The organism is Verrucomicrobiota bacterium, from assembly GCA_019247695.1.
GTDB lineage: Bacteria > Verrucomicrobiota > Verrucomicrobiia > Chthoniobacterales > JAFAMB01 > JAFBAP01.
On sequence record JAFBAP010000101.1, the window covers coordinates 41,449 to 54,693 of the forward strand.

Annotated in this window: 10 protein-coding genes; 7 read left to right on the plus strand and 3 right to left on the minus strand. The window is 61.4% G+C overall.

Annotated elements, in window-relative coordinates:
* Positions 1 to 4: 4 nt before the first annotated feature.
* Positions 5 to 1,093: a cyclic nucleotide-binding domain-containing protein gene (locus JO015_11320; GenBank protein MBV9999686.1), complete on the plus strand. Its 1,089-nt coding sequence runs from the start codon at positions 5 to 7 to the stop codon at positions 1,091 to 1,093.
* A gap of 348 nt (positions 1,094 to 1,441) precedes the next feature.
* On the opposite strand, the gene JO015_11325 is transcribed toward JO015_11320, so the two are convergent.
* Both JO015_11325 and JO015_11330 read right to left on the minus strand, forming a co-directional pair.
* The gene (locus tag JO015_11325) at positions 1,442 to 2,248 is read right to left on the minus strand and encodes a L,D-transpeptidase family protein (protein MBV9999687.1); all 807 of its coding nucleotides are present in this window, start codon (positions 2,246 to 2,248) and stop codon (positions 1,442 to 1,444) included.
* Between the two features lie 150 nt (positions 2,249 to 2,398).
* Positions 2,399 to 5,968, minus strand: a complete 3,570-nt coding sequence (locus tag JO015_11330; GenBank protein MBV9999688.1) for an ATP-binding cassette domain-containing protein — start codon at positions 5,966 to 5,968, stop codon at positions 2,399 to 2,401.
* Positions 5,969 to 6,074: 106 nt separating this feature from the next.
* Between JO015_11330 and JO015_11335 the strand changes: the two genes are divergently transcribed.
* Both JO015_11335 and mazG read left to right on the plus strand, forming a co-directional pair.
* Positions 6,075 to 6,932: a hypothetical protein gene (locus tag JO015_11335; protein ID MBV9999689.1), complete on the plus strand. Its 858-nt coding sequence runs from the start codon at positions 6,075 to 6,077 to the stop codon at positions 6,930 to 6,932.
* Between the two features lie 73 nt (positions 6,933 to 7,005).
* A complete protein-coding gene (mazG, locus tag JO015_11340) occupies positions 7,006 to 7,806 on the plus strand; it encodes a nucleoside triphosphate pyrophosphohydrolase (protein ID MBV9999690.1) in 801 nt (266 codons plus the stop codon).
* A 31-nt stretch (positions 7,807 to 7,837) separates the two neighbouring features.
* Here the strand turns inward: mazG and JO015_11345 are convergent, their stop codons facing one another.
* Positions 7,838 to 8,617, minus strand: coding sequence for a methyltransferase domain-containing protein (locus JO015_11345; GenBank protein MBV9999691.1), 780 nt, complete (start codon positions 8,615 to 8,617; stop codon positions 7,838 to 7,840).
* Between the two features lie 150 nt (positions 8,618 to 8,767).
* Between JO015_11345 and JO015_11350 the strand changes: the two genes are divergently transcribed.
* From JO015_11350 to JO015_11365, 4 genes are read left to right on the plus strand one after another with little or no spacing between them, the layout of a single operon-like run.
* Positions 8,768 to 10,336 (plus strand): AAA family ATPase, encoded by a 1,569-nt coding sequence (locus JO015_11350; GenBank protein ID MBV9999692.1) that lies wholly within the window; start codon positions 8,768 to 8,770, stop codon positions 10,334 to 10,336.
* Positions 10,337 to 10,384: 48 nt separating this feature from the next.
* Entirely contained in the window at positions 10,385 to 11,002 is a 618-nt protein-coding gene (gene recR / locus JO015_11355; GenBank protein ID MBV9999693.1) for a recombination protein RecR, read from the plus strand.
* Between the two features lie 18 nt (positions 11,003 to 11,020).
* Positions 11,021 to 12,115 carry a tRNA 2-thiouridine(34) synthase MnmA gene (gene mnmA / locus JO015_11360; GenBank protein MBV9999694.1) on the plus strand — a complete coding sequence of 365 codons (1,095 nt, stop codon included), beginning with the start codon at positions 11,021 to 11,023 and terminating at the stop codon, positions 12,113 to 12,115.
* A gap of 34 nt (positions 12,116 to 12,149) precedes the next feature.
* Positions 12,150 to 13,241 (plus strand): DNA replication/repair protein RecF, encoded by a 1,092-nt coding sequence (locus tag JO015_11365; protein ID MBV9999695.1) that lies wholly within the window; start codon positions 12,150 to 12,152, stop codon positions 13,239 to 13,241.
* Positions 13,242 to 13,245 lie beyond the last annotated feature (4 nt).

The following is a 13,245-nucleotide window of genomic DNA, read 5'->3' on the forward strand; positions in this document are numbered from 1 at the left end:
CGCAATGAACGAAGTTTTTCTGCAGAACCGGGTTTTCGCGGGCGTTCCAGACAGTTGGTTGCGCTCGGTCCAGATCGTGGAAAAACAATACCCGCCCGGCGCCGTGATTGTGGAGGAAGGTGCCCCCGGAAGCACGTTGCTTCTGATCGGCAGCGGCCGGGTACAGATTTCCGGGCTTCTACGGCAAGGCCAGCCGGAAGTCTTTTCCGTACTCGAGGCCGGTGATTTCTTTGGCGAGTTGTCCGTGATCGATCGCGGCCCTCGCTCCGCTACCGCCACTGCCTTGGAGCCGACCCTGATCGGGGAAATCGACCGGGAGACGCTGGATCTGCTGATGGAAAAGGCGCCCCGGGTTTTGCCCTTGACCTTTACCAAAGTGGTGGTGGAACGGTTGCGCTCGACCAACGCCCGCTACCTTGAGGAGGTCCTGCGCAACGAACGGTTGACCCTGCTGGGTACCATGATCAGTTCCGTCATCCACGACTTCAAAAACCCGATGGCGGCCATCGTGTCGTGCGTTGACTATCTGGAACGCGACAGTAACGATCACCGCACAAAGACGCTGACCGGAATCGCCCGGTCTTCCATTCAGCGGATGGTGCAAATGACCGAGGAACTCCTCGACTTTGCCCGTGGTAAGACAACCTTGCGCCTGGGCCAGACGTCGGCTGCCCAGATTCTCAGCGAACTGGAAGAGACCATCCTCGGCCAGATCCGCGCATCGAAGGTGCAGGTCACGGTGGACCAGGAGTCGCGTGCGTCGCTGTGGATGGACCAGGCGCGCATCAGCCGGTGCCTGGGTAACCTGCTCAAAAACGCCTTTGAAGCCGTGCGCAGGGACGGCGAAATCCATTTGCGCTTCTGGGATGATGACGAGTCCTTGCAGATTTCCCTCCATGACAACGGGCCGGGCATCCCCTCCGAAGTGCGCGACCGGGTTTTCGAGCCGTTTGTAACGTTCCGCAAACCGGGCGGTACGGGGCTTGGCCTGGCCATCGCGAAATCGGTCGTCGAAGCGCACCACGGCCGGATCTGGATAGACCAGGACCCGGGAACGACTTTCCGGATCAGCCTGCCCCGGCGGGTCGGGTGAAATGTCACGGCAGAAAATGCCACAAATGGAAGAGGGTGGCGGGTAACGGGTAACGGGTAACGAGTAGCGGGTAACGGGTGCCGGGGCAAGCGACGCTCAACGCGGTGACGGGTGATACCGTTTCGACGGCCATGGAGGAGCATCCTCCGGCGCCGGCACCCCCTGAACCGCCATTCTACCGTGATAACTGTCTCAATGGTATAACCGGCAACTGGCAACTGACAACTCGTACCTGGTGATGGGCAAAGGGGCTGAGCACGACGTCAGGCCTCCTCGCGAGAACTAACGCCGCGCCGAGCGGATTTTTCCTCCGGCACGAGTTACCCGCCACCCGTTACTCGCCACCCGTTACCCGTTACCCGTTACGCCGAGTGTACTCGGCGCGGGCAGGCTCCAGATCTTCCAGTACCGGAGGTATTCCGGTTGAGGAAGGCAGACGTACCGGGGATACTGGTCAGGCCGCAACCATCGGATCAGGGTTACCAGGTCGTGTTCCGCCATCGTTGTGCAACCGGCTGACGGCCGGTCCGGTCCGCGCCGGATGTGAAAGAAAATGGCGCTGCCGAACCCGGGAACGGGCGGGTCGGCGTTGTGGCGGATCTCAATCAGCCACCGGTAAGCGAAATCTCCCTGGCGCATCCGGTTCCTGGCGAACCAGGGTGGGGCACGATTCGGGTCAACGACCACCACGTGACGGTTGTAATTCGGATCGTTGACGTCGTCGACCCACGCATCAGCAGGGCCTACGGTATGGTACGAGTAAGTGGCGCCTGAAGGCAGGGTTTCGTCGTACGTGTAAATTGTGCCCAGGCGGAAGACCCCGGCAGGGGCCCGGCCGTCACGCTCCACCTTGAGGGGACCGTCGTGTCCCTCAATCTCGCCCCGCCCCCAGGCCAGCCCGTGCTTGCCGAATAGAACCGGCACCGGCGGTCCGGCCGGTTCCCAGCCGGCGCCCCGGTGGTCGAGGCGCCAGAGCCTTCCATGCATGCTCCCCCAGCTCGGAGCAAGGCCGACGATCAGCTGCCCGGTCTCCGAGTCGAGGCGATCGGCGCCCATTGCTGCCGGAAAAACTGCCGCAGATGCCACAAGCAGAAAAATGCCGCGAATGACGCACTCCAATTTGCGCCATTCGTGGCGCTCTCCGGCTTGAGGCATCGGGTCAATGCTCTAATGGGGGAATAATGTAAACGAAAGGATGGTGCGATTGACCTGTTTTCCTATCTCTCCCGATCCGTGTGGTTTTCAGGAAGGGTCTTGCAACCGGGGGCTCTTCCATTTGTGGCATTCTTCCGCTTGTGGCATTTCCTACTGCAGGCGCAGTTGCCGGTGCAGGCTGGCCAGCAGGAGCACGAGAAACAGAATCGTAAAGCCGTTGATCACCACGGAGTTGAAGCAGAAAATATTGAACACGTATCCGAGAAGGTGTTTCTCAGGCCCGAAGAAGACGTTTCGGGGCCGGGTGGTGTAATCGCGCTGCTTCATCTGCGCATCGGTCAGCATGTCCGCAACCTTACGATTCTGGAAGAGTTGTTCGGCCGTGACCTGGTTATGCTGGCGGTCGAACCTCGCTTCATCCAGGGGTGCCCCTTTGATGATCGCGTCGATGTCATCGAGGCGCCGGTACACCTCGGCCGTGTTCTGGCCGCCCAGACCCGACAGGATCGCCAGCGTTTCCTTCAGGTCCTCCAGGTGATCCTCCTGCTTGGGATCCAGGCGCGGCTGGCGGGCAAGTTCTTCGATTTTCGCCGTCAACACGTCCTGCCGGCGCGTGAACGGGTTGAGTTTGGCTTGCGCATCCACCATCGCTTCGTACGACCACCGCATCGGGATCAACTGGCAGATGAAGGGCACCTGAACGTTTTGCGGCTTGCCCAGCACGCCCCCCTGCTGCACGCGTGCCGCCCGATCCCGGTTCAGAAAGTAAAGGAAATCCAGGTTCCGGTTCATTTCCTCGTACTTGATGAGGGCGCCGCCGAGGATGATCTGCGGGATCAGCACCAGGGGGACGATGTTGGCCGCCGTCTTCGAGTCATTTACCAGCGAAGAGATCAGCAGCCCGCCGGCAACCCCGCTCACGGCCGTGATTCCCATGAACCAGACGTACGGCCAGAACATCCCCCGGATTTCCAGGATGGTGTTGCCGATAAAGATAAACAGGACGCTCTGGATGATGGCGAACAGCGAAAGCGAAAAGAACTTCGACAGAATGTAATACGGCAGGTGAATGTTGAGGTTTCGTTCCCGCGCCAGGATGGTCCGGTCCCGGATGATATCATCGGCGCTGTTGGTCAGCCCCAGGAACATTGCCACCACCAGCGCCAGGAAGAGGTAGGTCGGGATGTGAAACGCGGAGGCGAAATCGTAATCGCTGGACTCGGCATAACGAAGCACGAAACCGATCAGGGCCGCCAGCACGGGGGCTTCCACGATCGTCGTCCAGACGTTGGTTCGGTTGCGTAACTTGCTGACGAACGCCCGCCTGAAAATGGTGGTAAACCGGACCCATTCGTCGCGCCATCGGGTCGGTTCCTTCTTCGCCGACGGCGGGGGAAGCAGCGTGGGCGGCTGCTGTCGCACGGCCACCTGGCGCATTTCCTGGATCAGACGGAACGATTCGTATTTGTCGCGCCAGTAATCCGGTGAATACCGCCGGGCGGGCACCAGTTGGCCGCGGCTGTTTTCCTCGTAGATGACGTCGCCGCTGAGGTCGCGCAACGGCGTCTCAAGCACGTCAAAGATGAATTCCGGCCGGGTCGTGCCGCAGGCGGGGCAGCCGCCCAGTTCGGTGCCGAAATGCTGTTGGTGCTCGGCCGTCGCAAAGTACTCCAGCATTTCCTGCGGCGTACCGAAAAAGACCAGCCGGCCCCCTTTGTCGAGCAAGGCGGCCTTGCTGAACATATGAAAGATCTTGGACGTCGGCGTGTGGATCGTGACGAGAACAATCTTGTTGTGGGACAGCCCGCGGATGATCTCAACGACGTGTTCCGAATCCTTCGACGACAATCCCGAGGTCGGCTCGTCAAAGAGGTACACGTCGGCCGAACTGATCATGTCCAGGCCGATGTTGAGGCGTTTGCGTTCTCCGCCGCTGAGGTACTTATTGACCGAACTGCCGACCATCGCGTCCCGGCGCTCGGAAAGCCCCAGCTCAATCAACTTACCTTCGATGCGCCGCATCCGGTCCTTCGCCGACAGGTGAGGAGAACGGATCGCCGCCGCATAGTTCAGGTTTTCCAGGATGGTGAGGTGCTCATCAAACGCATCATCCTGGGGCACGTAGGCGATGTACTCCCGCAGGGTTTCCAGTTTGTCGTAGAGCGACTGCCCATTCAGCAGGACGGAGCCGCCCGTCGGCGTGTTCTGGCCGCAGATTGCCTTGAGCAGGCTGCTTTTGCCGGAGCCGCTGGCCCCCATGACGCAGACCATCTCACCCCGGTTCACCGAGAGGGAAATGCCGTCCAGCCCGATCGTGCCGGTACTGAATCGCAGCGACAAGTCGCGCACCTCGAGGTGGCTGATGATGTTCCGTTCTTCCTGGATGATGCGTTCCGCAAAGTCGCACTTCAGGATCTGCCCGGTGTCGATCCGGATCACTTCGCCGTCGCGCAGCGTCGCGGTATTACGCACCACGGTCTCGCCGACCATGATCGGGCGGTCGGCCGCAAGGACCTCCAGGATGCCCGTTTTCTCCTCATAATCGCACGAGATTTTCAGGAGCACATCGCCGCTGGTACCCGGACTGAGCAGGATGTCGTCTTCTTCGAGCAGCGCCGGGTCGTTCGAAACCAGGTATTGCGATTTGGAGGTTTTCAGCTGGAACCGGCCGCCCAGGGCCCGGGCCCGGCGCCTCAGGTCGAGCAGGATCAATTCGGCCGAATTATCGAAGATGATGCGATCCTCAAGGCTGCCTTCGACGACGGTGCCGGCCCGCAGCGTCACCCCATTAAACGACGCTTCCACGTTTTTCAATGCGGTGACCTTGACCTTGAGCCCGAACTGGACCTCCAGGCAGCTGTCCCGGGTGCGCGAACGTTCCAATTGCACCTCGTCATTCGGCGTGACCGTGACGTAGATGTGCGGCAGGGAAACATTCTTCTTGGCGTTGAAATACAGGACCAGGTCCTGGTGGCTGATCACCTGTTCGCCGATGATGATCCGTTGCCCGGGGTAGATCCGGCAGAATTCGCCCGGAGCAAGCGCCTGCCCGCGGACCATCAGCGGCCGGGTGCAAAGGTTTTTGCAGAGAATGAGTTCATGATAGCGGTAAGCCATCAGCCGTTCGTCCGGCCCGAGCTCCTTTACCTGCACCTCGGCCGTCGGCACGGAGCCGAACACGAGAGATTCCAGCGGCGACGTCCCGCGCTGGTAAACCGATGTGTCGGCGGTGTCGGCCGCGTTGAGCTGGTAAACGATGTCGATCGCCTGCGCCGCCATACCGAGCTGGGACATGAACGAGTAGTAGGCGATCACCTGTTCCTGCTGCATGCCGGCCTTGGCGATCAGGTCGTAGAGCTGCACGCCCAGCATGATCTTACGATCCAGGCTGAGCTCTCCCGCCAGGCGTCGCGCCATCGCGGCCAGGTCTTGCGGTTCGTTCAACGCTTTCTGAAACAGCGCGCGCAGCTCCGAATAAACTGCCTCCGGGTAGTCATAACGCAAAAACCCCAGGGAAGAATCGATCTCTTCCTCCAGAATGCGACCGTCCACCTTGGAGAACCCGGCGAGTACCTGGATCAATAACGGCAAAAGGTTACGGTTTTCCGGCTTGTTCCGGGGACGCCCCAGCATCCGGCGGACCGTCGTCTGAGCCAGCGCGCGCGCTTGTCGAACTATCGTGCTTTTTCCGTCGCCTGATAAATCCAGGGTTTGAGCCATGGCGGATTCGAGAGTAACTTCGTAAGCTTGGAGAAGCAACCGCCTCGAGGATTTCTTGCTGGTCGCGTTCGGTTCTCCTACACTACCCCCAATAGAGTGGCAGCATATGGCTTTAATCTCCAGTTTTAACGAGGATCGACCCGTTTCGTATTTTCGCGGTTACCCGATTTATTACGCCACCCTGTTGACGATAGCGTATGCGGTCGGGATCGTGCTGACTGCCATTTGCCAGGCCGCGGGCATCTCGCTCGACGCCTTCGTCTTCCTTCCGCAGCGGTCGATTTTCGGCGGCCAGATCTGGCAACTGGTTACGTGTACATTCATCAATGAGCCCGGCTTTTTCAGCATCTTCGGGCTCCTCTTCCTCTACGTCTCCGCCGTCGAGGTCGAGAAGTACCTCGGAATGCGCCGGTTCCTGACCTTGTACGGCCTTTTGCTCGCCACGCCGTTGATCGTGCTGACGGTCTGGATGGCCGTTTTCGGATCAAGCTACTATCCGTACTTCGGCAATACCGAGGTGGCCATCGGCTTCTTCCTGGCGTTCTGCGCCCTGTACCCCAACGTTCAATGGTGGGGTGTCCTTCCGCTTAAGTGGGTCGGACTTGGGTGCTTTGTCCTTGCCCTGCTGGTCTACCTGAGCCGGAGCCAATGGGCCGACCTTTGCCGGCTTTGTGCGGTCAGCGGTGTCGCCTTCGGCTACATCCGTTTTCTGCAGGCCGGCATCACCCGGCCGCGGTTCCCTCGGCTGTTCGCCCGCAAAGCGCGGCCGAAGATTCACGTGGTCACCAAACCTTCGCCCGCCCGCCCGGTGTCCTCGCCCAAGCAGCCGGTCGAGACCACAGCCGTTGAAATTGACGAGTTGCTGGACAAAATCTCTAAAAAAGGGTTGGGCAGTCTGACGGCGCAGGAACGTGCCGCCCTGGAGCGGGCCCGTGAAAAACTCCTGGAGAAGGACAAGAAATAAGCGCTGATGAAACCGGCAAGGGGGGTGTCTCCGGCCGGGATGGGGCGAAGCTGAGGGTATCCGGCCGGTTTTGATGAATTCCGATTCCATCCAGCGTCTGCGCGAGATCGTCCGGCGGCTTCGGGCGCCCGGCGGTTGCCCGTGGGACCGGGAGCAAACGCATGTTTCCCTTAAGCCTCACCTGCTGGAGGAATGCTACGAGTTGCTGGAGGCAATCGATGCCGGCGACAACGATCACCTGCGCGAAGAACTCGGCGATCTGCTTCTGCAGGTGACGTTGCACGCTCAAATTGCGGCCGACGACGGCCGGTTTTCCCTCGACGACATCGCCGGAGAGCTTGCGGATAAACTCGTTCGCCGCCACCCGCACGTTTTCGGCGAGAACCGCCTTCCCGACAGCGATGCCGTCCTGAAGCAGTGGGACCAGATCAAGGGGGAAGAAAAGACGGAGCGGCGCTCGGCCCTGGACGGGGTGCCGCCCCACCTGCCGGCCCTGGCGCGCGCTCAGAAGGTGCAGTCAAAGGCCGCCCGCGTCGGTTTTGATTGGCCGGATGCGGCCGGTGCCCTTGCAAAGGTCCACGAGGAACTCGGGGAAGTCGCCGCTGCCGCCGCGGTGGAACTCGAGGCTGAGGTGGGTGATCTGCTGTTTGCAGTCGTCAATTACGCCCGGAAGCGCAAGATCGACGCCGAGCAGGCTTTGTTATCCGCCACGCGGAAGTTTTCCGACCGGTTCCATGCCGTGGAGGAGTTGGCGCAGGCGCGTGGCTTGGACGTTAAATCCCTCAACCTGAAACAACTGGATGCGCTCTGGGATGAGGTCAAAGGGCGGAACGGAGGTCAAGGCGCAGCCGGGGGTGAGCCGCGCGCCGGGTGATCGCCCCGGGACCCGGTTCAGTGGGTGTAAACTATTCCTTGTCAAACCTCGCCACGAGCATCGGCAGTTTATGGCTGCGCACCCGGCCGGTTGCATCGAAAGCCAGGCTCATTCTCCTGGCCGTCTCGGGCGGCGCAACCCGGGCATGTTCCTGCAATGCGGCGATTTGCTCGGGCGTGGCGCCGGCCTGCTGCGTCCACCAGCCGAACTCCAGGTCGTAGAACACGTCTGCCGATTCCCGGTGCACAAAACCGGCTCGCGCTGCCAGTTCGCGCCACGCTTCCGGGGTTCGCTGCGTGACGTGAGACGGGTCACGGATGATTTCCCAGCGGTCGATCCAGGGCCGATCCTCGTCGGCGGGCGAGACCTGGTCAGCAAGCACAAACCGGCCGCCGGCCTTCAGGACCCGGAATGCCTCGGCCAGAAAGGTTTCAACCGACCGGAAATGGTGCGGGGCGTGCCGCGCGGTGACGAGGGTGAAGCGGTTATCGGGAAAGGGCAGCGCTTCGGCTGATCCTTCGACGAAGCGCACGTTCCCGCGACCTTGCTCGGCTGCCAGGCGGCCGGCCTCAGCCAGCATTTTAGTGGAGACATCCAGGCCGATGACCTCGGCCGCATATTCCGCGACGGCAAGTGCCGTGTGACCGGTGCCGGTCGCCACGTCCAGCACGACATCCTCGGGACCGGGCTGGGCCAGGCGCAGCAGTACAGGCAGGCTCGGGCCGGCCCGGTGTACCGGGCTTTCGGCGTACCGGCGGGCGTTCAGGTCGAAGATGGTAGGTTCGGTACCGGGAACAGAGTCGGGCTTCATACGTGGACGAGGGCAAAAACTATCTGGATGCGAATCGCGGCGCTGAGCCGATTCAGCCCGGAAGGGCCCGGGCTTGGCTTTGCGGCCCGGGCTAATCCTTAATCGCGGCTCCCAGGGTTGCCGATTCTGGGAAAAACAGTAAACTATCAGATGTCGGAAACACCCTTTCCGTCGCCGGAAGAACTCCAGAAAAAGATCCAGGAGTTCATGAAGTCAAACTTCGGCGACAAGGTTTCGGTCGCAACTTTTACCCAGCCTGCCGGAAACGAGGAATCGCCTCCGGCTGCGGCCGCTCCAGACCCTTTCAGCTTTGCCTTCACGCCTAAACAAATCAAGGCGCACCTGGACCGTTACGTCATCCGCCAGGACGACGCCAAGAAGACGCTGGCCATCGCGGTGTGCGATCACTACAACCACGTGAACCTGGTGCGGCGGTTGGAGAAAGAAAACCCCGCACGAGCGGGGCAGCTGGAATACAGCAAAGGCAACGTCCTGTTGCTCGGCCCCACGGGCGTCGGTAAGACCTACCTCGTCAAGCATGTGGCGGATCTGATCGGAGTCCCGTTCGTCAAGGCGGATGCCACCAAGTTCAGCGAGACGGGTTACGTCGGTGGCGACGTCGAAGATCTGGTGCGCGAGCTTTACCAGAAAGCTGACGGCGACCTGAACATCGCCCAGTACGGCATCATCTACATCGACGAGATCGATAAGATCGCTTCGAGCAGCAATCTGGCCGGCCGGGACGTGAGTGGACGGGGGGTACAGACCACGTTGCTGAAACTCATGGAGGAGACTGAGGTCTCGGTGCGCAACCCGATGGATATTCAAGCTCAGATCCAGTCGGCGTTCGAGGCGCAGCGGCGCGGAAAGTCGAAGCGCGACGTCATCAACACGCGGCACATCCTGTTTATCTGCAGCGGCGCGTTCGACCGGCTCAAAGAGCAGGTTTTCCGGCGTGTGCGCCAAGCCGGTCTGGGGTTCGGCGCGGAAGTCAAATTGGTCGAAGACGCCGGCGCATTGCGGATGGCGACCACCCGGGATTTTATTGATTACGGGCTCGAACCGGAGTTTATCGGGCGGCTGCCCGTACGGGTGGTCTGCGAGGAATTGTCCGTGGACGACCTGTTTGCGATTCTGAAAACGTCCGAGGGCAGCGTGATACGCCAGTACCGGCGCGCGTTTGAGGCGTTCGGCATTGAAGCCGTGTTTGACGACGATGCGCTGCGTGAGATTGCCGTCCGGGCGGCAGCCGAGAAAACGGGTGCCCGCGGGCTGGTAACGGTGTGCGATCGCGTGTTTCGCGATTTCAAGTTTGAACTGCCGGGAACCGGCGTTCGCCGGTTGGATGTGACCGCCCAACTGGTGCTCGACCCGCCAGGGACGCTGGAACGCGTCCTGCAGCTCGCCCAGGCCGCGGCGGAATGGACCCGGGCCGAGAAGGTGCGGCAATTTGCCGAGGCATTCTCCGTGAAGCATGGGGTGAAATTTATGCTCGCGGATGACGCCGTTCAGTTGATCGTTGCGCGAGCGGGCGAAGTCGGCCGCGACGTGGTGGATTACTGCGAAAACCTGTTCCGCGATTACCCGTACGGCTTGAAACTGCTTCGCGACCGCAACACGGAGGCCGCCTTCGTGGTCCCGGCGGCCGCCTTGGACGACCCGGACCGGTTTTTGAGCGACCGTGTGGTAGAATTTTACCGTCAGAACGAGGCGCGTTGAGCGGGAACCTGCCATGCCGTCCGTCGAGAGGTTTACCACTTCATGGCCATGCTGAGTAAAAAGGTAGATTACCCCGGGCCGATCCGTGAGCTCGTGCAACAGTTGCGCCGCATGCCGGGCATCGGGCCGCGCAGCGCCGAACGCATCGCGCTGTGGATGGTGCAGACGCCGGACGCGCGCGCAAAGGACATTGCGGAAGCCATTTCCCAAACGGCGGCCCGGATCCGTCCCTGCCGGCAATGCGGGTTTTTTGCCGAACATGACCTGTGCGACATCTGTGCCGATCCAGGGCGGGATCGGAACTCACTTTGCGTCGTGGAACGCGCCACCGACATCATTTTTCTCGAGCGGACCGGAGCGTTCGGCGGTCTTTATCACGCCCTGGGCGGCAGGCTTTCGCCTCTGGACCGGATCGGGCCTGAAGACCTGAAGCTGGATGGGTTGCTCGAGCGCGTGCGCCGTGATCGGCCGGAAGAGGTGATCCTGGCTTTAGGAGCCGACGTCGAAGGCGAGGCCACCGCCAGCTACGTGGCGGACCTCTTAAGCGGTGAAGGGTCTCGCGTTTCCCGGCTCGCCCAAGGGATGCCGGCCGGGACAGGCATCGAAAATGCCGATGATCTGACCATTGCCCGGGCGTTCCGGGGCCGGACGGCATTCGGGCACTGAAAGTAAGCGCGCTTCCCGATGAATGTGCCTTCACAAAAAATCCTCGTGGCGATGTCCGGCGGCGTTGACAGCAGCGTCGCCGCGCTGCGGTTGCGCCAGCGCGGCGTCGAGGTTGAAGGGGCATACATGAAGAATTGGATCAACGAGGAAAATGTCCTCGGTGATTGCCCCTGGCAGCAGGACATCGCCGACGCGCGGTCGGTCGCAGAGTCGCTCGGCATACCTTTTCACGTGTTTAACCTCATGCGTGAGTACCGGGCCCGGGTGGTCGAATACCTTCTACACGGCTACCAGAGCGGCATCACCCCCAACCCTGACGTGATGTGCAATCGGGAGATGAAATTCGGGGTGCTTCTGAATCTGGCGCGCGAGAAGGGGTTCGCGGCCGTTGCCACCGGACATTATGCGCGCCGCCGTCAGCGCGACGACGGAACCTGGGATATTCTGGAAGGGGCCGACGATTCGAAGGATCAATCCTACTTTCTGGCCCTGCTTCGGCAGGAACAGATTGCGGCCGCCCGTTTTCCGGTCGGAGAACTGCGTAAACACGAGGTCCGCGCCCTGGCCCGCCAGCACCGGTTGAGGACCGCGGACAAGAGGGACAGCCAGGGCATCTGCTTCATCGGCGACGTGAAAATGTCGGATTTCCTGCGGGCGTTTGTGCCGGATCAGCCCGGCCCGATCAAGGACCTTGAGGGACGCGTTCTGGGCGAGCACCGGGGATTGCACCTCTACACGCTCGGCCAGCGGCGCGGGCTGCGCGTGCCGTCCAATACCCCGTACGAAGCTTACGTGGTGGTCGAAAAACGTCCGGGCGCAAATGAGCTTATCGTGGCCTTTGATCGTCCGGAGACCGAGGGGCTGTACGCCCGCCGTTGCCGGATCGGTTCAATTTCTTACACGAACAAGGCGATCGGCTCCGTTGCAAATATCCGCGCGAGACCCCGCTACCGGGCGCGTCCCGCCGAGGTGCGCTTTGAACCGGCGGACGACCGGCAGGCCTGGCTCGAATTCGCCGAGCCGCAAAGGGCCTTAACTCCCGGCCAGATTTGCGCGTTGTACGACGGTGAAGTACTGCTGGGCGGCGGAATTTTTGAGGAGGTTTATACCTGACGCCCGCCGTGCGGCGTCGGGTTCAGGTCGTTGCATGATGCTGGAACGGCTGGTGCTCCGTGATTTTCGATGCTTTACCCGGTTGGAAGCCGAATTCCATCCCCAGGTGACCTGCATCGTCGGCCGAAACGCCATCGGCAAAACGTCTCTCCTGGAGGCGATTGCCGTGCTGCTCCGGCTCCAGTCCCCGCGTACCGGCAGCCTCCAAAACGTGATTCGAGCGGGCGCAAAAGGCTTGGTCGTGGACGGTCTTGTGGACCGGCGGCACCTGCAGTTTTACTACAGCCCCAAACGGCGCAAGCTGGCGCTCGACAGCGTCGAGCAGAAACTCACCACCACTTACCTCGAAGTCGCCCGCGTGGTGTACCTGGCAAATTCCGATATCGACCTTGTCCGGGGTCCGGCCGAACTGCGACGCCGCTTCCTCGATTTCCTCGGCGCCCAGTTGCTTGCAAACTACCGCGAGATCCTGCGGTCGTACGAAAAAGCGCTTCGCTCGCGCAACGCCTACCTCAAGATGTATCCGTCGCGTCCACGCGAGGTACAGGCCTACACCAAGGTCCTCCTGAAGTTCGGCCATCAACTCACCGCCCTGCGGGCTTTTCTGGTTGAACGGCTCGAACCCGAAGTCGTCCGGGCGTTTGCCACGATCAGTGACCGCGGTGAGGTGGTCTGCCTTCGTTACCTGCATGGCGCCACCATGGACTTCGAACGCGCCCTACACGAAAGCGCCGCAGAAGAGGAGAGACTCCGGACAACCGTGGTCGGTCCGCACCGGGACGACGTCCAGTTCCTGCTCCACGACCAACCTGCTGACCTCTTTGCTTCGGAAGGACAACAGCGCACTCTGGCCATTGCCCTTAAGCTCGCGCAAGCCAAGCTTTTGGCGGCCGATTTTTCACGGCCGCCAATCCTGCTTCTGGATGATGTCTTTGGTGAATTGGACCAGACCCGGCGTAACCGCCTGCTCCAGCAGCTCCCGCCGGCTTCTCAGCAAATCGTCACGACCACGAGCCTGAATTGGCTGGCGGAACTTCCCGCCGGACGAGTTTGCCGCCTGGAAGAAGGTTCGGCGCCGGCAGATCGGATCATCATGGATCGCCCCTCCGGCTCCTCGGCGTCATGACCGG